Genomic DNA, 24,821 nt, shown 5'->3' on the forward strand with positions numbered 1-24,821 from the left:
CAGACAGGCCCTCCGCCGCCAGCCGGATTTCCGGGGGATTTTTCATGTCTGCCTTCACTACAGCCGAACCAGCGGCCGCAACTACTGACACTATCTCGCTCTACCGCGCGATCTGGCGCTGGCATTTCTTCGCCGGCCTGCTCGTCATCCCCTTCATGCTCAATCTGGCGATCACCGGATCGCTCTATCTCTTCAAGAACGAGATCGACACCATCTTCTATGCCCATCGCCATGTCGTCGCCGATGCGGGACCTGTGCTGACGCCGCAGCGGATCGTCGATGCAGCGACCGCCGCCATGCCGGGCGCCAGGGCCACATCCTATCGCGAAGCCCCGGCCGGCGATCGGTCGGCTGCCGTCACGGTATCGAAAGGCGGCCAGTCGACCGTCGTCTATGTCAATCCGCACAATGGCGAGGTGCTGGATTCGGTCGGCTCGAAGCAGGATTTCGGCTGGGTCGTCCGGCGTCTCCATAGCCTCGACTATTTCGGGACATGGACCAACCGGCTCATTGAGATCGTCGGCGGCTTCGCGCTGGTGCTCGTCGTCACCGGCATCTATCTCTGGTGGCCGCGCAAGCAGACCGGCGGCGTCGTCACCGTTCGCGGCACACCTTCGCGCCGCGTCTTCTGGCGCGATCTGCACGCCGTCACCGGCGCTGGCGCGGGCGTCCTCATCTTTTTCCTAGCCCTCAGCGGCATGCCGTGGTCGAGCTATTGGGGGGCCAATGTCAAAACCTGGTTGACGGAGCACGATCTCGGCTTCCCCGCCGCCCTCTGGGACAATGTGCCGACATCGACGAAGGTCACTAACGATATCCTGCCGGCGCCGGGCTGGATCGTCGAAAAGGCACCAGTACCCCTATCCAATGCGGCCGCCGCGCAATCCGTTGGGCCGATCGGCATCGACAGGGCGGTTGAGATCGCCAAGGGGCTCGGCATGGCTCCGGGCTTTGCCACCGCCATCCCCGCCGACAAAACCGGCGTCTACACCACCGCGCTCTATCCCGCCGATCTTTCCGACGAGCGCACGATCCATATCGACCAATATTCCGGAAAGCCGCTCGTCGATCTCTCCTTCAGCCAGTACCCCGCCCTCGGCAAGGCGATCGAATGGGGAATCAACGTCCATCTGGGCCAGGAATGGGGCCTCTTCAACCAGCTCCTGATGCTGACGACCTGCCTGGCAATCATTCTGTCCTGCGTGACGGCTGTCATGATGTGGTGGAAGCGCCGTCCGGCGGGACGCCTCGGCGTTCCGCCCATGCCGCCACGGAAGTCCGTTTATATTGGCCTATGGCTGATCGTGATCGCCTTCGGCGCGGCCTTCCCGCTCACCGGGCTCGCCATCGTCATCATGCTGCTCTTCGACCAGATCCTGCTGCGCTTCGTGCCGCCGTTCCGGCGCTTCTTTTCCTGACGGCCATTCCCCATTTCCAAGAAAGATATCGATCATGCTGAAACTCGTCGCAACCCTGGCCGCTTTCGGCCTTGCATCACTCCTGTCCCATGCCGCCTCGGCCGAAGACTTCGCCATCGGCGACCTCCGCATCTCCGATCCCTATGTACGGGCGATGATACCGGGCGCACCGGTCGGCGGCGGCTACATGACCATCACCAACACCGGCTCCACCGACGATCGGCTAATCGCGGCCAGTTCGCCGCGCGCGAGGATGGTCCAGATCCACGAGATGACGATGGACAAGGACGTCATGGTCATGCGCGAACTCGCCGATGGCCTGCCCATCCCTGCCGGAAAGACGGTCGAGCTAAGGCCGGGCGGCTATCACGTCATGTTCATGAAGGTCGAAGAGGGATTCAGAGAGGGCCAGACGGTGAAGGCCACACTCAAGTTTGAAAAGGCGGGGTCCGTCGATATCGAATTCCCGGTCGGCTCTGCCGCTGGCGGCAAGGATAAAAGCAAGGACATGGGCGCGATGACCATGCCCGATGCGGTTATGGGAGGCGCACATGCCGACCAAACGAAGTAAAGCCGCTGGCCGTATCGGGGCGATCCCCTGCAAACCGCTAAAGCCGCTGGCCCTCACGCCCCTCCTGCTGCTTTCGGGCTGCAACATGGTCGTGCTGGCGCCGTCCGGTGACATAGCGATGCAGCAACGCAATCTCATCGTCATCTCCACTGTATTGATGCTGCTCATCATCATCCCGGTGATCTTCCTGACCCTGTTCTTCGCCTGGAAGTACCGTCAATCCAATACGAAAGCGGCCTACGATCCCGAATGGCATCATTCCACACGCCTGGAGATCGTCATCTGGTCGGCGCCGCTGGCGATCATCATCGCGCTCGGGGCCGTCACCTGGATCAGCACCCACCAGCTCGATCCCTACAAGCCATTGGACCGGATCGATGCCTCACGGCCTATACCCGCAGGCACCAAGCCCCTGACGGTCGAAGTGGTGGCGCTCGATTGGAAATGGCTGTTCCTCTACCCTGATCTTGGCATCGCGACGGTCAACGAACTGGTCGCTCCAGTCGATGTGCCAATCAACTTCAAGATCACCGCAGCCTCGGTGATGAATTCCTTCTTCGTTCCCGCCCTTGCCGGACAGATCTACGCCATGCCGGGCATGGAAACGAAGCTGCATGCGGTCATCAATCGCGTCGGCGACTATCAGGGCTTCTCTGCCAATTACAGCGGCGCCGGCTTTTCCAACATGCGCTTCAAGTTCCGTGGCCTCGAACAGGCCGATTTCGAGAACTGGGTGGGTAGGGTCCGCTCGCAAGGAACACCTCTCGGCCGCCTCGAATATCTGAGGCTGGAGCAGCCGAGCGAGAAGGAGCCGGTCCGTTATTTCTCCTCCCTCGATCCCGCGCTTTACGAGGCGATCCTTAACATGTGCGTCGACCAGGCGAAGATGTGCGTCAGCGAGATGATGGAAATCGACGCCAAAGGCGGCGGTGGCATGGAAGGTATCAACAACATCATGCGGTTGACTTACGACGACCGTCTGGGCGGCCAGCAGACGAAGCGGCCGGCCACACCCTTCGTAGCCGCACTCTGCATCCCGACCGGCAAAGGCCCGGGCGGCGGCGTCACCATCGCCGTTCCGGCGCAACAAACCAATCTCGAGTGACGCCGCAAACGACCATAGTGGCGGCAATCGCGCCGCCGCCCGACACCTACGCTAACACGTAAAGGAGAATCCAATGTTCATGAGAGAGTGGACCATCCCCGCCATCCTCGGCGGCGTCTTGCTGATCGTCTGCGGCGCGCTCGGTTATTTCACATGGAGCCTGATGCCCCAAGCAGACGCGGCGGAAACCAATATTGGCGCCGTGTTCAAACTGACCGACGACCGCGGCCAACCCATCACGGAGCAGGCGCTCAAGGGCCATCCGTCACTCATCTATTTCGGCTACACCCATTGCCCCGAAGTTTGCCCGACCACGCTTTACGACATGGCCGGTTGGTTCAAGGCACTTGGGGGCCAGGGCGACGCGCTGAAGGCCTATTTCTTCTCGGTCGATCCCGAACGCGACACGCCGCAGATCATGCGCAACTACACCGGCAACTTCACCGACCGGATCACCGGGATCACCGGCGACCCGAGCGAGATGCAGAAGGCGATCAAGGGCTGGCGCATCTATGCCAAGAAGGTGCCGACGCCGGACGGCGATTACACCATGGATCACACCGCTTCGGTTCTCCTGGTGGGGGCCGATGGCAATCTCAGGAGCATGATCGCTTATGGCGAGGATCCGAACGTCGCTTTGCAGAAAATCCGCAACCTCCTGAAATGAAGGTGGAGCCCCCTCGATTTCCCGGCCGGACAGTATCCGAACGGACTATGCCGGCGACCACGATCGGTCGCCAAAACCTGCCGCAGGAGCCCCTGCGGATTATCAACCTGAAAGGACAATCACCATGCCCCAGATGAAGAAACTCCTTGTCGCAGTATTCGCAGCCAGCCTCGCCTTCGCAGGCCAGGCCTTCGCCCATGCCCATCTCAAATCAGCCGTTCCCGCCACCGACGGCACCGTGAAACAGGCGCCTTCCGAACTCGACCTTACCTTTACCGAAGGTTTGAACCTCAAATTCAGTGGCGTGACCGTTACCGGCCCAGACAAGGCGGTGGTGAAGACGGGCGAAGCCATGCTGATGAAAGGCGATACCACGCTGATGATCCCGGTCACGGACAAGCTGGCGACCGGCAAGTACACCGTCGAATGGCACGTCCTTTCGACCGACGGCCATAAGACAAACGGCACCTACAGCTTCACCGTCGCGCCCTGAGACGCTTCTGATCGCTCCCCTGCCAAAAGCGGGGGAGCGATCAGTTTGCAATCCCATCGTCATGGTACGCGAAGTCTATCCGGCAATGCATTTCTTGATAAAATGGAGCCAGCTGTCGTTGCGGCGAACCGTGGCTCGCGGCAGGCCGAAGGGGTCGTGGTTTTGCCCCGCCCTGCCGCGTCGCGTCGTCGTTGCCGCGCTGTAGCCAGCCTCGTAGGCAAGAACCCGATCGAGCGGCATCTCATCGCCATAGGGGAAACAGAAAGAAGAAACGATCTCGTCAAGCATGTCCTCCAGCAGCTCCCGGGAATGGGTGATCTGGCGGCGTGCTTCCTGCATCGGCAATTGTGGCAGATGCACATGATCGAGCGTATGCGAACCGACCTCGTGTCCGAGAGCCACCCACTTGCGCAGTTGTTCCAGTGACATGCAGGGCGCCCGCGCCACGCCGTTGGGAATATCCCAGATATTGCTGCCGCCGACCTGATTGGCAACCACGAAATTCGTGGCGGTAAAGCCGAACTCCTGCAAGACGGGCAAGGCATTCTCGTAGACGTTGGCGTAGCTGTCGTCGAAGGTGATGGCGGCAACCTTGCCGGTCTTGGCGCCCTGGATATAAGGAAGCGCTTCCCGCAGCGAGAGCCCCTGAACTCCCAATCTTTTCAGCCAGGCCATCTGGCTATGGAACGCCTCCGGATGCACCGCCATGCTTCTAAAGGCGCGCGCCGCGAAGGCGGCACCGCGATCTGATGATATAAGAGAATTGGAACGGCCAACTTGTATGGTCTCAGCTTGAGCGGCGGGAGCGTATTGCGATTTTCGCACGATAGAGCGGCCGCAGGATCTCTCTGGAAAGTTTCTCGAACACGGTCTTTCGGCGCTTGATGGTGCTGCCGCCGAGTTGCGCGGATATTTCATGCACCCCGCCCGGCAGGACAGCGAGGGGCGACAGGCCGGTCATCCAGCTCATCTGGACGGTGGTGTCGACGGGGCGGTCAAACAAGGCCGTCGCTGCCAGCAACCGGATGGCGGCATCGCGACTAACGAGCTGCGCCACCATGCCCAGACCGACGCGGCCGGGCTGGATGACGCTGGCCTGACCATGCGTCAGAACGCACTCACCATGTTCCTTGCCCATCCGGAAGGGAAAGCGAATGAAAGCGCCCGGCGTGAGACACGCTTGAGCAGCGGCAAAAGCGGCGTGAAACGAAGCGTCGATCTCCACGTCATCTTCAAACACGAGGCCGGCATCAATACCCTGCTCGACGATCGCCGCCCATGCCTTGCGATGCGAGAGGAAACAGGCGATCTCGCCGACACTCATCTCAAAGGGATAGCGCGGCTCGTGCAAATTCCGACGATAGACGAGGTCTATGTCCACGTCAGGCAAAGCACTTGCATCAACGGCCTGGATCACTTCACTTCGAACCGGAAGCATGGCCGCGAGCCTTTCCACCTGGGGCAGGCGGTCGCGCGCGCGATCCAAGTGAATGATGAAGCCGCGTATGTTCGCCTGATCCAGCTGCGCGCTGATCGTGCCCAAAGGAGCATGATCCAGCTCGAGCCCGGCATGGGCTCTTTCAAGCGGCGCGGCGGCCGAAAAGCCGATTTTATAGCTCTGCATCCAAGAGATCTCGCTGTCGTATCCGAGACCCCGTAGCAATCGTGAATGAAGGCGAACTTAGGCAAACCTGACGCGAAACTGAAAACCAACACTTTCAATGCTTCCGTGCAGGCCGATCGCCCACGTATGGCGACGTCCTAGGCAAGCATGCTGAGACGGCCAATCGCAATTCTGTCCTCGACCCAGCGGCGCTCGTCCTGCCAGGCATGGCGCTTCCATCCCTCCCAGGTAAAACCGCATAGTTTCACATCCCACTCGTCTGCGGGAAACTTGGAAAGAGCATAGCAAATGCCGAGAAATCCCGTACTCGGAAAGACCTCGCGCATTCTGGGGCCTGACACCCCAAGGACCACGCAACCGTCAAGGTAGAATTGCGGCGGCATGATACGGATCTCCTTGCCCGCGCTACCGATCAATTCGATCGCCTGCATCGACCAATCCGCCCGCCTTCCCTTCATGCGCGAGAGGATATTCGGCTTGGGGTGATACTTGCGGATGATGCCCGGATGATAGACCAGCACCACCTCTTTCACGGCCTTGAAAGCAGCACTCTCCAGAAAGGCCGGATCGACCAATCGCCGCTGCATCGCCTTGCTCGACGCCGCCAGCAAGAGCATATCCGTGCGCGTGCCGCCCATGCCACCGGATAGATTCGGCTCGTTGAAGCGCATGACAAATTCCGCATCGTCCACGATCGCGGAGATATCGCGATGCAATGTTCCATTGCCGATGATAACAGCCGTCTTGCGTATCAATTGAGGATATCCAGCCCTTTCGCTGTGACGAACTAACAGCGCTTGATGAGCCAAGAATGAAGTTTCCGACAGTCACAAGAGGCGACGGGAGCGTCATTCCGCCCGAACCGGGCAGAATGATCCTGGCCTTGCCTTACTGCAATGGCAACGAAAGTTCGCCTACCGCAACTCTTTGCACCGTTTGGATGAAGAGATCGTTTTCTGCCTGCATCACCCGGCGCTCGATGGCTGCTACGTCGTCCGAGGGATTTATGCGAACTTCAGTGGCGGCAATGATCCGGCCATGATCGTATTCTGCGTCCACCAGATGGATCGTAGCACCGGTCACGGGCTCACGCGCATCAAGAACAGCTTGATGTACTTTTCTGCCATACATGCCCGCTCCGCCATGTCTCGGTAGAAGCGCCGGGTGAACGTTCAAGATTCTCCCCTCGAAGGTTGAGAGGGTCTTCGGACCCAGCCTGCGTAAATATCCCGAGAGGATGACCAGCTCCGTGTCGGCGGCGACAAGCGCTTCTTTAAGCACCTCATCGGCTTCGGCTTCGACCCCTTTTGTCGGGATGTACAAGGCAGGGATACGGTGGGCTTTGGCATAGTCGAACGCAGGAGCATTTATGCGATTGCTGACCAGAAGCGAAATAGAAGCGCTCAAACGACCGATGGCAATGGCGTCAGCAATTGCGCGGAAGGATGAGCCATTGTTCGAGGCAAGAGCTGCGATGCGAAGCGTTTTCATCGGCGTTTATGCTCAATCGGTGTTCTCAACATCGTCCTCGATGTTGAGAGCAAAAAATCGCCCACAGCGCCATGCTGCAAGCGATCTCATTTATCATTCAACATTGTCGAGGAATTGGAGCCGCCCCGACTATTCGACCTAATTGAATTTCTTGACCTGCAGGAAGTTCACGGCCGTGCCGCTGAAACGTTCAGGATCCATCGAGGCCGTTTGCACCTTGAAGCCTTCCGTATAAACGGCGGTCGGCTGGGCGCGGAGCGTCGGGCTGACGAAGCGCGGTGCCTTGACCGGGCGATTGACGATCTCGACGCGGGCATTGGCGATCGCCCATTGCGAGATCATCTTGTCCGTCAACTTCGGCGGAGTAGTCACCGCAGCGCGGCCGGAATCGGCCACCACGGCATCCTGCTTGTTTGGACGGCCGCCCTTCGTTGCGACGCCAGCGGCAATCGAACGTTCCTGCGGCGCCATCACTTCAAAGCTGTCGTTGAAGCGGCGGCGGCTAGCCTTGGTTTCATTGGCAGTCGGAGCAAGAGCCGCCACCTGCATCGGCATCGGCTGCGCCGGCCTCTTCTGCGGCAGAACGGCAGCAATGGCACGCACGGCATCATTGTCGGCTACGGCACTATTCGCCGGCAACACCTCATCCTTGGAGGCAACATCGTTGGCGACCGCATTGACAGCAACACCTGTATTCGCACCCGTCTGATCGGCGCGGCGCTGTTCAAGCGCTGCAACGATCGCAGGCGAAAGCGTACCCTGATCGGCCGCATCATCGATCGCATCCGGATCGGCATCGGCGGAAGCCAGCAGATTTTCGGCGATTTCGGGACGCTCGACCGGAACCGGAACGCCAACCGTCTGTTCCGTCACGTCAGATGCGGCGGAGGCCATTTCGGCATCGCCGGGCGTGCGACGATCGAGCAGGGCCGGAACCGGAACGCGATAGTCGCGCAGATCGGCATATTGCTGTTGTTGATCATCCGTCGTCGGCATCGCGGCGGCAAGCGCATCCTGGGCGGCGTTACGCTGCGGCGACATCAAAGCTGAAGCAACCTCGCTGCCGGCCTGATTTCCGAAGGCCGGACGAACCTGCGGAACAGGCGCATTGACGCTGGCAACCTGCTGCGTCACCGGCTGGCTGTCGTCGCCGTCGTCCGTTGCTATAGGAGCCCGCTGAGTGTTCTTGGCAACCAGTGTGGTTGGGGCAGACGCTGCCGGCGCACCGGTATCCGCATTGTCCTCTTCCTCATCAGCGCCACCGCCAAACAAGCGGGCGAAGAAGCCACGGCGCGGAGACGAGGAGCTGGCGATCTGGATGTCGTCAGACGACATGCGGCGCTTATAATCCGCCACTGCCTGCTGGTAGCCCGGCAGCGGACGACCGTCGGCCGGAATATGCATGGTCTTGCCATCGGGGAACAAACGGACAAGTTCCTGGCGATCCATGCGCGGCCATGCGCGCACGCCGCCGACGTCCATATGCACGAAGGGCGATCCGGAGGTCGGATAATAGCCGACGCCGCCGACCTGAAGCTTCATGCCTATTTCGCGCAGCTTGGTCAGCTTCACGTCGGGAATATAGAAATCCATCGCATTGCCGAGCATATGCTGGCTCTTCTTGGCGACGCCCGTATGGGCCGTGCGCGTGCGCAGCATCTCGTTGGTTCCCGGCGAGCGGAAACCGCAGACGACATTGATGAATTCATGGGAGCCGCTATCGCGGTAGACTTGCCAGATCAGGTCGAACAAATGCGGGTTCATCTTGGTCGGCTGGTTTTTACGCCAGTCGCGCAGGATGCGGTTCAGCTTCTCCAGACCGGCCGGATCGAACTTGCCGTCACGCTTGTACGTGATGACTGCCTTTTCGCCCGTATGCACGAAATAGATCTTGAGGCTACGGGTCTCCCCGCCCGCCTTCGACGGCGAACCAACGAAAACAGGAGTGGAGACAGCCATCGCCAGCAGGCCAACGGCTACAACCTTGGCCACCTTACGAAATATCTCAGAGCACGCAGAATGCCAGCTCAAGCTATTAGGCTTGGTATTTCCACTCAGATTCGGCAATTCGATCCCCGTCCGACAGACAATGTCGCATCGTGTTCCAAATGGCTGTCAATTGCGGTGACACGATGGCAAAAATGCCACACATCGTCGCCCTCTTCATACATGGTGAACGATGCACTAACAAGTGCTTTACGACAGGTAACAAAATATGCTTGCCTAAACGTTAAAGTGTTATCAGGCCGCGTTTTTTTGCGGGTCATCCGGGTCTATCCCATAGTCTTTCAACTTGCGATAGAGAGTTGAGCGACCGATTCCAAGCTTCCTTGCCACCTGACTCATTTGTCCTCGATAGAATTTGAGAGCGAACCGAATGAGTTCTTCCTCGACATCCGCAAGCTTTCTGACATCGCCGGAGGTGTCGGTGCTGACGATGACATTATCCGATGTCTGGGCGGAGGACGCCTCCACAATCGAGAACGGCGAGGTTGTAGTTTCATCCGACGAGGCGACACGCAAGCCGCGCTCAAACCTGTCCGCGGCGACGGCGTCGGCGCTGTAGGTCTCGGAATTATCCACAACTAAGGTCGGATGCTCGCCAGCGAAATAGCCAGGTAATTGCGCTGCGATCTGCGGGAAATCGGTTTCCAGCAGCTCCGGCCCTTCCGACAGCACGACCGCGCGGAAGACCGCATTTTCGAGCTGGCGGATATTACCAGGCCAGTCATAGGCCGTCAGCAGTGCCAGCGCGCCATGGCTGATCGACAGAGAATGACCGAGCTTCTGTTCGAACGCAAAGCGATCGGCGAAGGCGCGAGCAAGGTGCGGAATGTCCTCCTTGCGGCGGCGCAGTGCCGGCATGGTGATCGGGAAGACGTTGAGGCGATAGTAGAGATCCTCGCGGAACCGCCCGGCCTTCACCTCTTCGATCAGATCCTTGTTAGTGGCCGAGATCAGCCGGACATTGACCTTCTGCGCCACGCGGGCGCCAACCGTCTCGATCTCGCCCTGCTGCACGGCGCGCAGGAGCTTGACCTGCACCTCAAGCGGCAGATCGCCGACCTCATCGAGGAACAGCGTGCCGCCGTCCGCTTCCATGAACTTGCCGACATGCCGCTCGGTGGCGCCGGTGAAGGCACCCTTCTCATGGCCGAAGAGAATGCTCTCGACCAGATTATGCGGAATGGCGCCGCAATTGACCGTCACGAAAGGCTTGCCGGCGCGGTCACTGGCCGCCTGGATGGCGCGGGCCACCAGTTCCTTGCCGACGCCGGATTCGCCTTCCAGCACCACCGGAATATTCGATTGCGCAGCACGATGGGCGAGATCGAGCACCCGCATCATCGCCGGGCTCGCCGAGACGATGTCATCGAAGCTAATCGCATTCGAGCGCGATTTACGTCCGGCGCGGGCCTTGGCCTCGCGCTGATCGAGCTTCAGGGCATTGGCGATCGACGCGCCTATCCGTTCCGGCGAAACCGGCTTGACGACGAAATCGAAGGCGCCGGCCCGCATGGCCTGCACCACGGTTTCGATACCGCCCTGCCCGGTCTGCACGATGACGGGGATATCGGTCCCCATGTCGCTCAAGGCGCCCAGAAGTTCGAGGCCGGTCATCTCCGGCATCATGAGATCGAGCACGATCACATTGATCTGGTCGCCATTACGCTTCAGAAACTCGAGGCCGAAGCGGCCATTCTCTGCCAGATGAGCAACGTGTCCGTGCCGCTCGATGGCATTTTTTAGCAGGCGTCGTTGGATCGGATCATCCTCAACAACGAGAACCTGCGCGCCCCCCTTGGCGCTATTCAATATGGTCATTGGTGCCTCACTTCATGCGAAACCTGATGGGAACCTTCGCAGAAAGGCTTGAAGACGAAGTTTTGCCAAACCATCGTATTTTAATCATTATGTCGAATGTAACATCGCCTATGATTTCATTGTCCGACCACCCAAAATCCGCCCTTGCCGCGGCCTTTTCGGCCGAATAGACACGGATAGACCGGATCGTTCCGAAAAGAAAAATAGAGGAAATACTGTCCATGAGCCCGACCTCGCTCCAATCATCCCTTAAGTTTTCCACCGGCCCGGCCGCTGCCGCGACCAATGCCGCGCTTGGGGATCTGCCCGCCTGGAAGCTCAGCGACCTCTATCCCTCGGCCACCTCCACCGCTTTCACCGGCGACATGGAAAAGGCCGGCAAGCTGGCCATCGCCTTCGAGGAGAAATGGAAGGGCAAGCTTGCCGACGCCGCGACCAAGAGCGGTGACGCCGGCATCGGCGCGGCGCTGAAGGAATTTGAAGCCCTCGACGACATCATGGGCCGCCTCGGCTCCTTTGCCGGGCTCACCTATTTCTCCAACACCAGCGATCCGGCCAACGGCAAGCTCTATGGCGACGTGCAGACGCGGCTGACCGACTATGCCGCCCATTTGCTGTTCTTCGCGCTGGAACTGAACCGCATCGACGATGCCGTGGTGGATGCCTGCATGGCGAACGACCCCGCCGCCGGCCACTACCGCCCCTGGCTCGTCGACCTGCGCAAGGACAAGCCCTACCAGCTCGACGACAAGCTGGAGCAGCTGTTCCTGGAAAAATCCATGACCAGCGCTGCCGCCTTCAACCGCCTGTTCGACGAGACCATGGCGGAGTTGCGCTTCGAGGTCGACGGCGAGAAGCTGCCGCTGGAAGTCACCCTCAACATGCTGCAGGAAAAGGACCCTGAAGTACGTCGCAAGGCGGCCGTGGCGCTGACCGCGACCTTCAAGGCCAATCTGCGTGTCTTCACGCTGATCACCAATACGCTCGCCAAGGATAAGGATATCGGCGATCGCTGGCGTGGCTTCGAGGACATCGCCGACAGCCGCCATCTGGCCAACCGCGTCGAGCGCGAGGTGGTCGATGCATTGGCCGCCGCCGTGCGCGACGCCTATCCGCGCCTTTCGCACCGCTATTACAAGATGAAGGCCAAGTGGCTCGGCATGGAGCAGATGAATTTCTGGGACCGCAACGCGCCGCTGCCGGAAACCTCCAACGCGCTGATCCCCTGGACCGAGGCCAGGGAAACCGTGCTGTCCGCCTACGGCAATTTCGCCCCGGAAATGGCCGATATCGCCAAGCGCTTCTTCGATGAGGAATGGATCGACGCGCCGGTGCGTCCCGGCAAGGCGCCGGGCGCCTTCGCCCATCCGACCGTGCCCTCCGCGCATCCTTACGTGCTCGTCAACTATATGGGCAAACCGCGCGATGTGATGACGCTCGCCCACGAACTCGGCCACGGCGTGCATCAGGTGCTGGCCGGCGGCCAGGGCGCGCTGATGTGCCAGACGCCGTTGACACTGGCCGAAACCGCCTCGGTCTTCGGCGAGATGCTGACCTTCCGCACCCTGCTCGACAAGACCACCGACAAGCGCGAGCGCAAGGCGATGCTCGCCCAGAAGGTCGAGGACATGATCAACACGGTCGTGCGCCAGATCGCCTTCTACGAATTCGAGCGCAAGCTGCATACCGCCCGCAAGAACGGCGAACTGACCTCCGACGATATCGGCGAGCTGTGGCTGTCAGTGCAGGCGGAAAGCCTCGGACCGGCAATCAAGATTTCCGAGGGCTACGAGACCTACTGGACCTATATCCCCCACTTCATCCACTCGCCCTTCTATGTCTATGCCTACGCCTTCGGCGATTGCCTGGTGAACTCGCTCTACGCCGTCTACCAGAATGCCGAAGAGGGCTTTCAGGCGAAGTATTTCGAGCTGCTGAAGGCCGGCGGCACCAAGCATCATTCGGAACTTCTGAAGCCTTTCGGCCTCGACGCCACCGATCCGTCGTTCTGGAGCAAGGGACTGTCGATGATCGAAGGGCTGATCGACGAGCTTGAGGCGCTTGATACGAGTGCTTGATGCACATTGATGAAGACCCGCGCATGGCCGATGCCCAACCCTACGTCCTCTTCCGGGACGACAACACAGGAGAGGTAATGATCTTCGCCGAGCCGGCGGAGATCATTGTTGCACGGACGCGCGCGGAATTCTTCGATGCCCTCGACCGGATGGAGCAGGCAAAGGCCGAAGGCAAATGGCTAGCGGGCCATATGGCCTATGAAGCCGGCCATCTCTTCGAGGAAAAACTTGCGCTCTTTGCCGAGGAAAATCGCGAAACGCCGTTGCTCTGCTTCGGCGTTTTCGACGCTCCGGCAACGGACGGCCATCCCCTTGCCCAGCCGTTGCAGCGCCTTGAAAACCAGGAGTTCCTGACCGATGCGACGGCTGCGTGGAACTTCCCCATATATAAAGAGAGATTCGACCGCCTGCATGGGCATATCCGCCAGGGCGATTGCTATCAGGCGAACCTCAGCATGCCGATCTCGGCGCGTTGGAACGGTGATGCCAGGGCCGCCTTCTGGTCGCTGATCGAGCGCCAGCCCGTGAAGTACGGCGCGCTGGTCGATCTCGGCGGGCCGATCATTCTGTCCCGCTCACCCGAACTCTTCTTCCGCACCGATGAAGGCGGCTGGATCGAGACGCATCCGATGAAGGGCACAGCCAGGCGCGGCGCAGACGCTACCGAGGATGCCGAAATCATCAGCGCCATGCTCGCCGATGAGAAGACGCAGGCCGAAAACCGCATGATCGTCGATCTCCTGCGCAACGATATCTCACGCATCACCGAGGTCGGCACGCTCGACGTGCCGAAACTCTTCGAGATCGAGACCTATCCGACACTGCACACGATGGTCAGCCATGTGCAGGCGAGGCTGCGCCCTGATATAACCATCCGCGATATCTTCGCCGCGCTCTTCCCCTGCGGCTCGATCACCGGCGCGCCGAAAATGCGGGCGATGGAAATCCTGCATGATCTCGAGGACAGCCCGCGCGACGCCTATTGCGGAGCGATCGGCATGATCTCTCCCACGGGCGCCATGCGCTTTTCCGTGGCGATCCGCACCATCACGCTATTCGACGACGGCCGCGCCATCTTCAATGTCGGCGGCGGCATCGTTTTCGATTCGACGGCGGAAGCGGAATATGAAGAATGCCTCCTGAAGGCACGCTTCGCCGTGGGGGATCGATGGATCAAGCGCTAGAGGATTTTTCGCTGATCGAAACGCTGCGTTACGAGCCGCAAACCCGCTTCGTGCGCCTGCGCCTGCACCTCGCCCGTCTGCAACGCTCCGCTCGCCGGCTGGGCTTTCCCGCGCCGAAGGATGCATTGACGAAACTGGACGCCGCCGTCGCCGGCGCGACCGCGCCGTTGCGGGTCCGCCTGACCTTCGATCGCGCTGGGAAAACCGATGTCACCACCGCCGCTTTCACGCCACTCGGCCCCGACACCGTCTGGCGCGTCCGCATCGCCAAGACCCGGATCGATTCCGCCGACACGCTGCTGCGCGTCAAGACCACGCGCCGATCGGTCTATGAAGCCGCTCGTGCCGAATATCCACAGGCGGAGGCAGACGAAGTTCTGTTGCTGAATGAAAAAGGCGAAGTCTGCGAAGGCACCATCACCTCGATCTTCCTCGATGACGGTTCGAGCCACCTGCGAACGCCGCCCATCTCTTGCGGCTTGCTCGCCGGCGTCTTGCGCACCGAGCTCATCTGCCAGCGTAAGGCCCGCGTTGGCAGGATCAAGGTGGACGATCTGGAAAAAGCCACGCTTTATGTCGGAAACTCCCTGCGCGGTCTGATCCGCGTGCAACTCCTATGGAATTGACGCAATGCTCATCCTTTCGCTGACCTACCTCAAGGGCAATGACGAAGCCGACAAGTACATGGAGCCGCATATGGCCTGGGTGAAGGAAGGCTATGCCAAGGGCTGGTTCCTCGCCTCCGGCCGCAAGGTGCCGCGCACCGGCGGCATCATCTTCGCCCGCGGTGATCGCGCCGAACTCGAAGCCTATGTCGCCGCCGATCCCTTCACCATCCACGGTGTCGCTGCCTACGAGGTCACGGAAATCGCCCTGACGACCGTGACCGAAGGGCTGGAGGCATTGAAAAGCTGAGAAAAGCCCGATGGACGATCTGCATTCACATTTGAAAGATCTGGAAGAAAGGCTCTTCGACCCGGCTGTGCGCGGCTCGCGGCAAGCATTGGCGGAACTGCTCTGCACGGAGTTCCGCGAAATCGGCAGCTCCGGCCGGCTCTTCGACCTGGAAGACATCCTGACCCAGCTTCCGGCAGACCCGGGGGATACCGCCCTGCGGACACTTGAGGACTTCCATGTCAGCCAGCTGTCCGACGGTATCGCTCTCGTCACCTATCGGGCCACCCGCACATCTCCCGACAAGCCCACTGTCCGATCACTCAGAAGTTCGATCTGGCGGCTGGAGGCGGACGGATGTTGGCGGATGCTCTTCCATCAGGGAACGCTGACGCGATAAGCTTTATCCATGACACAACTGACCTACACACCCTATGACGGCTCCGCAAAACCCTTCACCATCGGCCTCGTGCCGTTGGATCTCACCCGCTGGATCGAGCCGGATGCCGATCTCGGGCGCTATCTCGATGAGAAGCAGCGTCTCTTCCGCGATTATCTGAGCGAGATTTTCGTTGCCGAGGATAATACGCAGGACGCACAGCAAGAGGCGCTCGACCTGCTCACGGCCTATCTCTGCGAACAGCATCCGGCCATCCATCGCCGCGACGGCGATATCGTCAAGGCCGACGGTCATTCAGTCGATCTCGCCGACGCCTCGCTTCCGCCGCTTCTGAAGGCCGGCTCGCTGGTCGCCGACGATCTCGTCATCATGCGCCGCAAGGCCGACGGCTGGCATCTCGTCGCCGGCCATGTCGCCTTCCCCTCCTCTTGGTCGCTTCAGGAGAAATTCGGACGGCCGATGCAGGCGATCCACGCCGATGTGCCCGGTTTCGGCGAGGGCACCCGCAATGCCACCCTGATCACCCGCATCTTCGACAATCTGCAGGAGTCACAGCCCGTCGAGCGGCTGAACTGGTCGGTGAACATGACAGATGAGCTGTTTCTCTCGGCCTCAAAACACAAACATCCGCCAGTCACCACGGCGCCTACCCTCGAAACCCGCTTCGCTCGCGTCGAGCGCCAGACGCTGCGCAAGCTGCCGATCTCGGGCGATGTTCTCTTCACCATCCGCGTCTATGTCGACCCGATCGCCGCGATCGCCCATCACCCCAGAGCCCAGGAACTCGCATCGAACTTCGCCGCGCAACTGGATGCATTGGACGAACACCAGACGGCGTATAAGGGACTGATCCATCAGAAAGCCGAGTTGGTGAAGCAATTGCGGGTGTTGGCCGGCATATAGGAATGCGACAAGCAACAAACCCGTCGCAAACCGCGTGTATGGTGCCATTCTATTGACTTTCCCCGACGTAGCCCGGAGAGCTCTTTATTGTGACATCAATTTGTGATTAGAGCCGTCCATCTCGCGTTTTCACGCAAACATTGATTGAATTTCATAGGCCGAACGGCGTCCTGCCTTTCGAAGGAGACAAGAATGACGAAACACAAATATCCGGTATATGCCGAAATTACCGGCCCGATCGTGATGATCGGCTTTGGCTCCATCGGCCGCGGCACCCTGCCCCTGATCGAGCGCCATTTCAAATTCGACAAAAGCCGGATAGTCGTCATCGACCCCCGCGAAGAGCCCGCCGACATGGAAATCCTGGCGAAGCACGGCGTTCGTCATATCAAGGAACATGTCACCAAGGAAAACTACAAGGAGCTGCTGAAGCCGCTCCTGACGGAAGGCGGCGGTCAGGGCTTCTGCGTCAACCTCTCTGTTGATACCGGCTCGCTCGACCTGGTCAAGCTCTGCCGCAAGCTCGACGTGCTCTACATCGACACCGTCGTCGAGCCTTGGCTCGGCTTCTATTTCGACAAGAACCTGAAGAATGCCGACCGCACCAACTACGCCCTGCGCGAAACCATGCGCAAGGAAAAGGCGAAGAACCCGGGCGGCACCACGGCCGTTTCCACCTGCGGCGCCAATCCGGGCATGGTCTCCTGGTTCGTCAAGCAGGCGCTCGTCAACCTCGCCAACGACATCGGCGTGAAGTTCGAAGAGCCGGATCAGCATGACCGCGAAGGCTGGGCCAAGCTGATGAAGAAGGTCGGCGTCAAGGGCATCCACATCGCCGAACGCGACACGCAGCGCACCAAGCATCCGAAGCCGCTGAACGTCTTCTGGAACACATGGTCCGTCGAAGGCTTCATCTCCGAAGGCCTGCAGCCCGCCGAACTCGGCTGGGGCACGCATGAAGAGTGGATGCCGAAGAACGCCAAGAAGCACAAGAAGGGCTCCAAGGCCGCCATCTACCTCGAACAGCCGGGCGCCAACACCCGCGTCCGCACCTGGTGCCCGACGCCGGGTCCGCAATACGGCTTCCTGGTCACGCATAACGAATCGATCTCGATCGCCGACTTCTTCACGGTCCGCGACAAGGACGGCGACGTTACCTTCCGCCCGACCTGCCATTATGCCTACCATCCGGCCAACGACGCCGTGCTCTCGTTGCACGAAATGTTCGGCAATGGCGGCACGCCGCAGCCGGTTCACCACGTCCTCGACGAACATGAGCTGGAAGACGGCGTCGACGAACTCGGCGTGTTGCTTTATGGCCACGACAAGAACGCCTATTGGTACGGTTCGCGCCTGTCTCTCGAAGAGACCCGCCGCATCGCTCCCTACCAGAACGCAACCGGCCTGCAGGTGACCTCCGCCGTTCTCGCCGGCATGGTCTGGGCACTCGAAAATCCGACCGCCGGCATCGTCGAAGCCGACGAGATCGACTACAAGCGCTGCCTCGAAGTGCAGCTGCCCTATCTCGGCCCGGTTGAAGGTCACTACACCGACTGGACGCCGCTCGATGGTCGTCCTGGCCTGTTCCCGGAAGATATCGACACCAAGGATCCTTGGCAGTTCAAGAACATCCTCGTTCGCTGATCGACGCATTATCTGCATAGTCGAAAATTCAAATGCTCGCACAGGTCGTGCGGGCATTTTTGTTACACTCGCTAGATAAATCAAGGTGATGAGGCCGTGAAGTCTTGCTTTCGACAGATGGTCGCGCCATGTTTCTCGCAATCGCCACGACGCCAATCCGCCTTTTATCGCGGGAGAGATTTATGAAGATCAAGTCCAGCCTTGCCCTAATCACCGCCGCGGCAGCGCTCTCCGCCTGCGTCGACTTCGGCGGATCTCGCCCTCCACCGGTTACCATGGGCGGGGGCGCACAGCCGCGCACAACGACGGTGGACGGCAACTGGAGCGACACAAACGGGCTGAGCTCGTCATTTTCGGGTGGCAGGTTCGAGACGCATACGACCGACGGCACGAATACGCAGATGGCGTCGGGAACCTATTCGACAGATCCGTCGGGCACGATTCAGATCAATCTGTATTCGAACGTCAAGCGCACCAGCTCCAAGGTCAATTGCTTCCTGGCCAACCCCAGCCAGCTTAACTGCACGGCTGAAGGCGGCGGACACTTCTCGCTCAACCGCCAGGGCTGAGACCGGCATCGCGGACGGGTAGGACGGCATGCGCAGGATGGCGCTCTATATCCTCCTGATCATCGGCTTGCCGTTCGCCATTCTGGCGGTAATTCTTCCCGCCAATAGCTATAAGGCCCAAGGCATAACCGCGCTCGATTGCGACGGGCCGATGAGCGTCCTGATCATCGCGATACCGGTCTTGCTGCTCTATGCTGGCGGCATGATCCTGCTCTATCGCGACAAGAGCCGGCGCTTTCATCGCATCGCGGCGCTTTGCTGCCTGTTCGTCTCTCTCGCCATCGGCTGGAATGTCATTGCCGCCGTGCGGGAAGCCTATGGCGACGCCTCAATCGAGGCCTGCGCCTGATCTCGCGGCCTCCCGCCTGTGGATTTGTAAAATCCTAATCAACCAACAGCTTTCGCTTGCGCTCGTCCCGCCGTGATGGAAACATCGCGGCAGGGGAGCCGCCAAGGGAACGGGCGGATCGGATTGTGAAAAACAACAGGAGAGAACGATGACGAAGCCCTTCGGAGTGGGTCTGTTGGCTACAGCCGCCTTGGCGCTCAGCACAAGCGCCGCTTTCGCGGACTATCAGCTCAACATTCTGCACTTCAATGACTTCCATTCCCGCGTGGAGTCGATCAACAAATTCGACACCACCTGCTCTGCTGCGGAAGAAGCCAAGAACGAATGCTTCGGCGGCGCGGCGCGGATGAAAACCATGATCGATCAACGCCGCGCAGCCCTTGCCGGCCAGAATGTCCTGGTGCTCGATGCCGGCGACAATTTCCAGGGCTCGCTGTTCTATACGACCTACAAGGGCGCGGCCGAGGTCGAGTTCCTCAACGATATGAAGATCGACGCCATGACCGTCGGCAACCACGAATTCGATGATGGCGAAGAGCCGCTGGCCGCTTTCCTCGACAAGGCGAAATTCCCCGTCGTCACCGCCAATATGGTCGTCGATGGCCAGTCGAAAATCGGCGACCGCATCAAGAAATCCATCGTGCTCGACATCGGCGGCCAGAAGATCGGTATCGTCGGCGCCGTTACCAGTGAGACGCCGGAACTCTCCTCGCCCGGCCCGCATGTCAAGATCACCGACGATGCCGCCGCGATCAGCGCCGAGGTGGATGCGCTGAAGTCGCAGGGTGTCAACAAGATCATCGCGCTCACCCATGTCGGCTATCCGCGTGACGTCGAAAAGATCGCCAAGATCGCCGGCGTCAGTGTCGTCGTTGGCGGCCATTCGCATACGCTGCTGTCGAACACGGATCCGAAAGCCGCCGGCCCTTATCCGACCATGGTCGACAACCCCGCTGGCTATAAGGTCCCGGTCGTCCAGGCCGCGTCCTACAGCAAATATCTCGGCGACGTCGTCATCACCTTCGACGACAACGGCGCCGTCAAGGACGCCAAGGGCGATCCGATCCTGCTCGACGCCTCAGTCAAGCCCGACCCTGTGATCGCCGCCCGCGTCCAGGAAATGGCCAAGCCGATCGAGGAACTCCGTCATAAGGTGATCGGCAGTTCCGAGGGCACGATCGAAGCCGCCCGTGAGGTTTGCCGCGTGCAGGAATGCTCCATGGGCAACCTCGTCGCCGACGCCATTCTCGAGCGGACGAAGGGACAGGGCATCAGCATCGCCATCCAGAACGGCGGCGGATTGCGCGCCTCGATCGGCGCCGGCGACATCAGCATGGGCGGCGTTCTGACCGTATTGCCATTCCAGAACACCGTCGCCACCTTCCAGTTGACGGGTGCGGAAGTGAAGACGGCGCTGGAGAACGGTCTCAGCCAGATAGACGAAGGTGCCGGCCGCTTCCCGCAGGTCTCCGGCCTCAAATATAGCTTCGACAAATCCAAGCCACCCGGCAGCCGCCTGGTCTCCGTCACGGTGCAGGAAGGCACGGAATTCGCGCCGCTCGATCCCGACAAGACCTATGGCATCGTCAGCAACAACTACATGCGCGCCGGCGGCGACGGCTATGTCGTCTTCGCGCAGAATGGCAAGAACGCCTATGACTTCGGCCCTGATCTGGCGGGCGTGGTGGCCGACTATCTGGCCGCGCATAATCCTTACAAGCCTTACACGGACGGCCGCATAAGCCAGGTCGCCGCCGCACAGCCGGAGGCAGCAAAACCTGCGCAGACACAGGAGCCGGCAGCCGCGCCGGATCAGAAGCCAGCTCCGGCGGCAGCGAATACCGGCACAGCACCCGCGACCACCACGGCGCCGGCCACGCCAGCACCCGCCGCATCGGCGCCCGCAACCGCCGCGCCGGCCACCAGCGCACCGGCGGCAACCGCTCCTGCGGCAACAACAACCCCACCAGCCGCAACGGCTCCAGCAACGACGACGGTCGCCCCGGCAACCCAAACCAATGAACCGCCAAAGACACCGACCACTCATGTCATCGTCGCCGGCGACACGCTTTGGGATATCGCCAAGACCTATTACGGCAAAGCCAACGACTGGCACAAGCTCCTGGCGGCCAACCGTAATCTCAAGCCGCACCGGCTTCTCGTCGGTGAGGAATTGAAGATTCCGGCCAAGTAAGGACGATTTGTCTCGCAGGACTTAGCCGGTCCGGGCTTTTCCGGGCCGCCTTTTGTTCCTATGTGAGGGCTTCGTTTCGCGAGAAGGAATTTAATCGATGACAGCAGATCTGAGCGCCGTTCCGCCCGAGCACCCGAATGTCAAATTCGGCAAGGTTGGCGTGCTGCTTGTAAACCTCGGAACACCTGATGGCACCGATTACTCCTCCATGCGTCGCTACCTGCGTGAATTTCTGACGGACCGCCGCGTCATCGAGTGGTCTCGCTGGAAATGGTATCCGATCCTGTTCGGTATCGTACTCAACACTCGACCGCAGAAAGTCGGCAAGGCCTACGAGACGATCTGGAACAAGGAAAAAAACGAGAGCTACCTTCGCACCTATACGCGCAATCAGTCCGACCTGATGGCCCAACGCCTGCGCGATCTTCCCAACATCTGCGTCGATTGGGCCATGCGTTACGGCCAACCCTCCATCGGCGACCGCATCCAGACTCTCAAGGATCAAGGTTGCGAGCGCATCGTACTCTTTCCGCTGTATCCGCAATACGCTGCCGCAACGACGGCAACCGTCAATGACAAGGCGTTCGAGAAGCTGGCTAAGATGCGCTGGCAGCCGGCGATCCGTACCGTACCGCAATACCATGACGACGACACCTACATCGAGGCACTTGCCAATTCCGTGACCCGGCATCTTTCAACACTCGACTGGAAGCCCGAAAAAATCCTCGCCTCTTTCCACGGCATACCGATGTCGTACTTCAAACTGGGCGATCCGTATTATTGTTTCTGTCAGAAAACAGGCCGTCTGCTACGCGAAAAGCTCGGTCTTGCCGAGGATCAGTTCATGGTCACTTTCCAGTCCCGTTTCGGCCCGGAGGAATGGCTGCAGCCCTATACCGACAAGACGGTGGAGAGCCTTGCAAGGGAAGGCACCAAGCGCATAGCCGTCCTCAACCCCGGCTTTGTTTCCGACTGCCTGGAAACACTTGAGGAAATCGCCGAACAGGCGGCCGAATCCTTCCATCACAACGGCGGCGAGAAGTTCACGCATATCCCGTGCCTCAACGACGGCGAAGACGGCATGCGGGTGCTGGAGACGGTAGTGCGGCGGGAGCTGTCGGGCTGGGCCTGATCTGAATGGCCCAGCGCCGCCTTATTGCAGATGTGGCTTTCTCAGGAAACTGCTGCGATCGGCCGACTTGACCCTTAGCCATGCCTCGCGGCCATTGCGCAGGACCCGCATGGGGATTTCCGCTCCAGCGGAGCCGCTCTCCCATATCTTGCGGTAGAAATCGGCAAGGCCGTCAACCTCGTCATCACGGATTTCGGAGATGACATCGCCTCGGCGCAAGCCCGCCTGGTCGGCGGGACCGCCCTCGGACACGCTCATGACCACGACCTCGCCGTCGCTCTCGGCAGAGAAAGCCCCGAGCCAGGGCCTCGGCGGCTTGTTGACCTGGCCCCGAGTGAGCAGGTCATCGAGAATGGGGGCAAGCAGATCGATCGGTACGACCATGTTGATATCGGCGCTTCCGCCATTTTTGGCGGCCATCTGTAGGTGTAGCGAGCCGATGCCCAGAAGCTTGCCGTCGGCGTCGATGAGGGCAGCACCTCCCCAGGACGGATGGGCGGGCGCGACGAAAATCGCTTCATCGAGCAGATATTCCCAATAGCCCGCGAATTCCTGCTTGGCGACGATGTTTGCCTGCACGAACTGGCCGATACCGTCGGCCATCGTGACGGCATCGCCGATCTCGGCCTTGGCGACGTTGCCGAAATCCAGCGGGGGAACATCCAGCCGTCCGAGCGCCTGCACCAGACCGAAGCCGGTTTCCTGATCATAGGCCAGCGCATGGGCGGGAATCACACGGCCGTCAGTGGTCGTCAGCCAAACCTCCTCGGCCTCCGTGATCAGATAGCCGATGGTAAGCACCAGCCCGTTGTTGCGGATGACCACGCCGCTGCCCTCACGGCGCGTACCGAGCGCTCCCGCCGTAAAGGCATCTTCCGGAATTTTGGAATGCACGGCCACGACCGACCGCAAGGTCCTATCGATATTCATAGCTTCACCCTGCTGATGCGCAATGCTTTGACCCGGAACGCTGCATCGCAGCTAAGCCAGATCTTCCTTCCCTTAAGGTATGAAGATGCGGTGCCGGAGACAAGACCTTGGCGAGATTGAATATCCTGACCGCCGATTTGATCGATTCCGAAACCCCAAGACGCGCGAAAGGTTGAATGGTTTGGCCCATTTCACCCTTGCCGAGAACATGATAACCCACCACATCTGATTGGGCTGCTTCGCGGCGCATTTGACCGTGGGCGTCAGAGATGCAGCAACGCTTGGGAATGACGTAACCCCGCAGAGAGCGGGCAACGTCGATGGAGGACTTTATGGTGATCGGTGGATTCAGCATCTTTGTAATTGCCCTGGTTGTTTTGATCATCCTGGTGCTGTTTGCCGGGATCAAGACCGTGCCGCAGGGATATCGTTACACGGTCCAGCGTTTCGGCCGCTACACCCGCACACTGGAACCGGGCCTCAATCTGATCGTACCTTTCATCGACACGCTAGGCGTGCGCATGAATGTGATGGAACAGGTGCTGGCGGTGCCGACCCAGGAGGTCATCACCAAGGACAATGCCAGCATTTCCACCGACGCCGTCGCCTTCTTCCAGGTGCTGAATGCGGCCCAGGCGGCCTATCAGATCACCAATCTCGAAAGTGCGATCCTCAACCTCACCAAGACCAACATCCGCTCTGTCATGGGCTCGATGGATCTCGATGAGCTGCTGTCCAATCGCGACGCCATCAATGAACGGCTGCTGCGCGTTGTCGACAACGCGGTCGAGCCATGGGGCATCAAGGTGACCCGCGTCGAGATCAAGGACATTCAGCCGCCGAAGGATCTGGTCGACGCCATGGGTCGGCAGATGAAGGCGGAGCGCGAAAAGCGCGCTCAGGTTCTCGAAGCAGAGGGCTTGCGCGCCGCGCAAATCCTGCGTGCCGAAGGTGCGAAGCAATCGGCCGTGCTCCAGGCCGAGGGCCAGCGCGAAGCCGCCTTCCGCAACGCCGAGGCCCGCGAACGTCTGGCGGAAGCCGAAGCCAAGGCGACCCGCGTGGTCTCCGAGGCGATTGCCGAGGGCAATGTGCAGGCGATCAACTATTTCATCGCGCAGAAATACACAGAGGCACTGACGGCGATCGGCACCGCCGGCAATTCCAAGATCGTGCTGATGCCGATGGAGGCGACGTCTATTATCGGCTCGCTTGCCGGCATCGGCGCAATCGCCCGCGAGGTTTTCGGTGACAACAGCGACGGCAGCGCTTCACCGCAGCCCCCGCGTCCGCGTCCCGGCCCGCCACGCACGACGCCGTCCATCAATCCGCTGGCGCCGCGGGAGAGCTGAT

23 protein-coding genes and 3 pseudogenes are annotated in these 24,821 nt (G+C 60.3%); 17 read left to right on the plus strand and 9 right to left on the minus strand.

Annotated elements, in window-relative coordinates; all coding sequences use genetic code 11:
- Positions 1-44: 44 nt before the first annotated feature.
- The 5 genes from HB780_RS21430 to copC all read left to right on the plus strand — a co-directional run bounded on the left by HB780_RS21430 (position 45) and on the right by copC (position 4,254).
- On the plus strand, positions 45-1,418 hold the full coding sequence (locus HB780_RS21430; protein ID WP_183696241.1) for a PepSY-associated TM helix domain-containing protein: 1,374 nt from the start codon (positions 45-47) through the stop codon (positions 1,416-1,418).
- A 34-nt stretch (positions 1,419-1,452) separates the two neighbouring features.
- The gene (locus HB780_RS21435; protein ID WP_183696244.1) at positions 1,453-1,989 is read left to right on the plus strand and encodes a copper chaperone PCu(A)C; all 537 of its coding nucleotides are present in this window, start codon (positions 1,453-1,455) and stop codon (positions 1,987-1,989) included.
- Between the two features lie 85 nt (positions 1,990-2,074).
- A complete protein-coding gene (cyoA, locus tag HB780_RS21440) occupies positions 2,075-3,094 on the plus strand; it encodes a ubiquinol oxidase subunit II (RefSeq protein ID WP_286203181.1) in 1,020 nt (339 codons plus the stop codon).
- A gap of 73 nt (positions 3,095-3,167) precedes the next feature.
- Positions 3,168-3,761, plus strand: coding sequence for an SCO family protein (locus HB780_RS21445; RefSeq protein WP_183696251.1), 594 nt, complete (start codon positions 3,168-3,170; stop codon positions 3,759-3,761).
- 124 nt (positions 3,762-3,885) lie between these two features.
- Positions 3,886-4,254, plus strand: coding sequence for a copper homeostasis periplasmic binding protein CopC (gene copC, locus HB780_RS21450; protein ID WP_183696253.1), 369 nt, complete (start codon positions 3,886-3,888; stop codon positions 4,252-4,254).
- A gap of 75 nt (positions 4,255-4,329) precedes the next feature.
- On the opposite strand, the pseudogene HB780_RS21455 reads toward copC, so the two are convergent.
- From HB780_RS21455 to HB780_RS21480, 7 genes and pseudogenes are all read right to left on the minus strand, one after another.
- Positions 4,330-5,030 (minus strand): annotated as a pseudogene (locus tag HB780_RS21455) (polysaccharide deacetylase family protein).
- An 11-nt stretch (positions 5,031-5,041) separates the two neighbouring features.
- A complete protein-coding gene (locus HB780_RS21460) occupies positions 5,042-5,878 on the minus strand; it encodes a glycosyltransferase family 25 protein (RefSeq protein WP_286203160.1) in 837 nt (278 codons plus the stop codon).
- A 137-nt stretch (positions 5,879-6,015) separates the two neighbouring features.
- Positions 6,016-6,630 carry a glycosyltransferase family 29 protein gene (locus HB780_RS21465; protein WP_183697342.1) on the minus strand — a complete coding sequence of 205 codons (615 nt, stop codon included), beginning with the start codon at positions 6,628-6,630 and terminating at the stop codon, positions 6,016-6,018.
- 136 nt (positions 6,631-6,766) lie between these two features.
- The gene (locus HB780_RS21470; RefSeq protein WP_183696256.1) at positions 6,767-7,369 is read right to left on the minus strand and encodes a phosphoribosylglycinamide formyltransferase; all 603 of its coding nucleotides are present in this window, start codon (positions 7,367-7,369) and stop codon (positions 6,767-6,769) included.
- 138 nt (positions 7,370-7,507) lie between these two features.
- On the minus strand, positions 7,508-9,436 hold the full coding sequence (locus tag HB780_RS21475) for a peptidoglycan L,D-endopeptidase MepK (protein WP_183696259.1): 1,929 nt from the start codon (positions 9,434-9,436) through the stop codon (positions 7,508-7,510).
- A gap of 174 nt (positions 9,437-9,610) precedes the next feature.
- Positions 9,611-9,802, minus strand: a pseudogene (locus HB780_RS33530) (helix-turn-helix domain-containing protein); the annotation flags it as partial.
- Between the two features lie 140 nt (positions 9,803-9,942).
- Positions 9,943-11,194, minus strand: a pseudogene (locus tag HB780_RS21480) (sigma-54-dependent transcriptional regulator); the annotation flags it as partial.
- A 221-nt stretch (positions 11,195-11,415) separates the two neighbouring features.
- Here HB780_RS21480 and HB780_RS21485 point away from each other — a divergent pair.
- The 11 genes from HB780_RS21485 to hemH all read left to right on the plus strand — a co-directional run bounded on the left by HB780_RS21485 (position 11,416) and on the right by hemH (position 22,541).
- Complete coding sequence (locus HB780_RS21485; protein ID WP_183696265.1) at positions 11,416-13,272, plus strand: M3 family oligoendopeptidase; 1,857 nt, start codon at positions 11,416-11,418, stop codon at positions 13,270-13,272.
- Between the two features lie 23 nt (positions 13,273-13,295).
- The gene (locus HB780_RS21490) at positions 13,296-14,456 is read left to right on the plus strand and encodes an aminodeoxychorismate synthase component I (RefSeq protein WP_183697345.1); all 1,161 of its coding nucleotides are present in this window, start codon (positions 13,296-13,298) and stop codon (positions 14,454-14,456) included.
- Complete coding sequence (locus tag HB780_RS21495; RefSeq protein WP_183696268.1) at positions 14,441-15,082, plus strand: aminotransferase class IV family protein; 642 nt, start codon at positions 14,441-14,443, stop codon at positions 15,080-15,082. The genes HB780_RS21490 and HB780_RS21495 overlap by 16 nt, the downstream gene beginning before the upstream one ends.
- Before the next feature lie 4 nt (positions 15,083-15,086).
- Positions 15,087-15,371 (plus strand): YciI family protein, encoded by a 285-nt coding sequence (locus HB780_RS21500; protein ID WP_183696271.1) that lies wholly within the window; start codon positions 15,087-15,089, stop codon positions 15,369-15,371.
- Between the two features lie 10 nt (positions 15,372-15,381).
- Positions 15,382-15,750, plus strand: coding sequence for a nuclear transport factor 2 family protein (locus tag HB780_RS21505; protein WP_183696274.1), 369 nt, complete (start codon positions 15,382-15,384; stop codon positions 15,748-15,750).
- A 9-nt stretch (positions 15,751-15,759) separates the two neighbouring features.
- A complete protein-coding gene (locus HB780_RS21510) occupies positions 15,760-16,653 on the plus strand; it encodes a heme-dependent oxidative N-demethylase family protein (RefSeq protein WP_183696277.1) in 894 nt (297 codons plus the stop codon).
- Between the two features lie 192 nt (positions 16,654-16,845).
- Complete coding sequence (locus HB780_RS21515) at positions 16,846-18,297, plus strand: homospermidine synthase (protein WP_183696280.1); 1,452 nt, start codon at positions 16,846-16,848, stop codon at positions 18,295-18,297.
- Between the two features lie 182 nt (positions 18,298-18,479).
- Entirely contained in the window at positions 18,480-18,866 is a 387-nt protein-coding gene (locus HB780_RS21520) for an outer membrane lipoprotein Omp10 (RefSeq protein ID WP_183696283.1), read from the plus strand.
- Between the two features lie 37 nt (positions 18,867-18,903).
- The gene (locus tag HB780_RS21525) at positions 18,904-19,215 is read left to right on the plus strand and encodes a hypothetical protein (RefSeq protein WP_435693915.1); all 312 of its coding nucleotides are present in this window, start codon (positions 18,904-18,906) and stop codon (positions 19,213-19,215) included.
- Between the two features lie 148 nt (positions 19,216-19,363).
- Entirely contained in the window at positions 19,364-21,409 is a 2,046-nt protein-coding gene (locus HB780_RS21530) for a 5'-nucleotidase C-terminal domain-containing protein (RefSeq protein ID WP_183696288.1), read from the plus strand.
- Between the two features lie 97 nt (positions 21,410-21,506).
- Positions 21,507-22,541, plus strand: coding sequence for a ferrochelatase (gene hemH, locus HB780_RS21535; RefSeq protein ID WP_183696291.1), 1,035 nt, complete (start codon positions 21,507-21,509; stop codon positions 22,539-22,541).
- Between the two features lie 21 nt (positions 22,542-22,562).
- On the opposite strand, the gene HB780_RS21540 is transcribed toward hemH, so the two are convergent.
- Entirely contained in the window at positions 22,563-23,471 is a 909-nt protein-coding gene (locus tag HB780_RS21540; protein WP_183696294.1) for a S1C family serine protease, read from the minus strand.
- Between the two features lie 4 nt (positions 23,472-23,475).
- Entirely contained in the window at positions 23,476-23,826 is a 351-nt protein-coding gene (locus tag HB780_RS21545) for a hypothetical protein (protein WP_183696297.1), read from the minus strand.
- On the opposite strand from HB780_RS21545, the gene HB780_RS21550 reads away from it, so the two are divergent.
- Positions 23,804-24,820 carry an SPFH domain-containing protein gene (locus HB780_RS21550; RefSeq protein WP_183696300.1) on the plus strand — a complete coding sequence of 339 codons (1,017 nt, stop codon included), beginning with the start codon at positions 23,804-23,806 and terminating at the stop codon, positions 24,818-24,820. The two genes, HB780_RS21545 and HB780_RS21550, sit on opposite strands and share 23 nt — an antisense overlap.
- Position 24,821 lies beyond the last annotated feature (1 nt).

Source organism: Rhizobium lusitanum, from assembly GCF_014189535.1.
In the GTDB taxonomy this organism is placed as follows: Bacteria; Pseudomonadota; Alphaproteobacteria; order Rhizobiales; family Rhizobiaceae; genus Rhizobium; species Rhizobium lusitanum_C.

Bases quoted from the DNA above. Each gene is read 5' to 3' on its own strand.
- HB780_RS21430 (WP_183696241.1), top strand. From the start codon at position 45: ATGTCTGCCTTCACTACAGCCGAACCAGCGGCCGCAACTACTGACACT.
- HB780_RS21435 (WP_183696244.1), top strand. From the start codon at position 1,453: ATGCTGAAACTCGTCGCAACCCTGGCCGCTTTCGGCCTTGCATCACTC.
- cyoA (WP_286203181.1), top strand. From the start codon at position 2,075: ATGGTCGTGCTGGCGCCGTCCGGTGACATAGCGATGCAGCAACGCAAT.
- HB780_RS21445 (WP_183696251.1), top strand. From the start codon at position 3,168: ATGTTCATGAGAGAGTGGACCATCCCCGCCATCCTCGGCGGCGTCTTG.
- copC (WP_183696253.1), top strand. From the start codon at position 3,886: ATGCCCCAGATGAAGAAACTCCTTGTCGCAGTATTCGCAGCCAGCCTC.
- HB780_RS21460 (WP_286203160.1), bottom strand. From the start codon at position 5,878: ATGCAGAGCTATAAAATCGGCTTTTCGGCCGCCGCGCCGCTTGAAAGA.
- HB780_RS21470 (WP_183696256.1), bottom strand. From the start codon at position 7,369: ATGAAAACGCTTCGCATCGCAGCTCTTGCCTCGAACAATGGCTCATCC.
- HB780_RS21485 (WP_183696265.1), top strand. From the start codon at position 11,416: ATGAGCCCGACCTCGCTCCAATCATCCCTTAAGTTTTCCACCGGCCCG.
- HB780_RS21490 (WP_183697345.1), top strand. From the start codon at position 13,296: ATGGCCGATGCCCAACCCTACGTCCTCTTCCGGGACGACAACACAGGA.
- HB780_RS21495 (WP_183696268.1), top strand. From the start codon at position 14,441: ATGGATCAAGCGCTAGAGGATTTTTCGCTGATCGAAACGCTGCGTTAC.
- HB780_RS21500 (WP_183696271.1), top strand. From the start codon at position 15,087: ATGCTCATCCTTTCGCTGACCTACCTCAAGGGCAATGACGAAGCCGAC.
- HB780_RS21505 (WP_183696274.1), top strand. From the start codon at position 15,382: ATGGACGATCTGCATTCACATTTGAAAGATCTGGAAGAAAGGCTCTTC.
- HB780_RS21510 (WP_183696277.1), top strand. From the start codon at position 15,760: ATGACACAACTGACCTACACACCCTATGACGGCTCCGCAAAACCCTTC.
- HB780_RS21515 (WP_183696280.1), top strand. From the start codon at position 16,846: ATGACGAAACACAAATATCCGGTATATGCCGAAATTACCGGCCCGATC.
- HB780_RS21520 (WP_183696283.1), top strand. From the start codon at position 18,480: ATGAAGATCAAGTCCAGCCTTGCCCTAATCACCGCCGCGGCAGCGCTC.
- HB780_RS21525 (WP_435693915.1), top strand. From the start codon at position 18,904: ATGGCGCTCTATATCCTCCTGATCATCGGCTTGCCGTTCGCCATTCTG.
- HB780_RS21530 (WP_183696288.1), top strand. From the start codon at position 19,364: ATGACGAAGCCCTTCGGAGTGGGTCTGTTGGCTACAGCCGCCTTGGCG.
- hemH (WP_183696291.1), top strand. From the start codon at position 21,507: ATGACAGCAGATCTGAGCGCCGTTCCGCCCGAGCACCCGAATGTCAAA.
- HB780_RS21540 (WP_183696294.1), bottom strand. From the start codon at position 23,471: ATGAATATCGATAGGACCTTGCGGTCGGTCGTGGCCGTGCATTCCAAA.
- HB780_RS21550 (WP_183696300.1), top strand. From the start codon at position 23,804: ATGGTGATCGGTGGATTCAGCATCTTTGTAATTGCCCTGGTTGTTTTG.
- HB780_RS21545 (WP_183696297.1), bottom strand. From the start codon at position 23,826: ATGCTGAATCCACCGATCACCATAAAGTCCTCCATCGACGTTGCCCGC.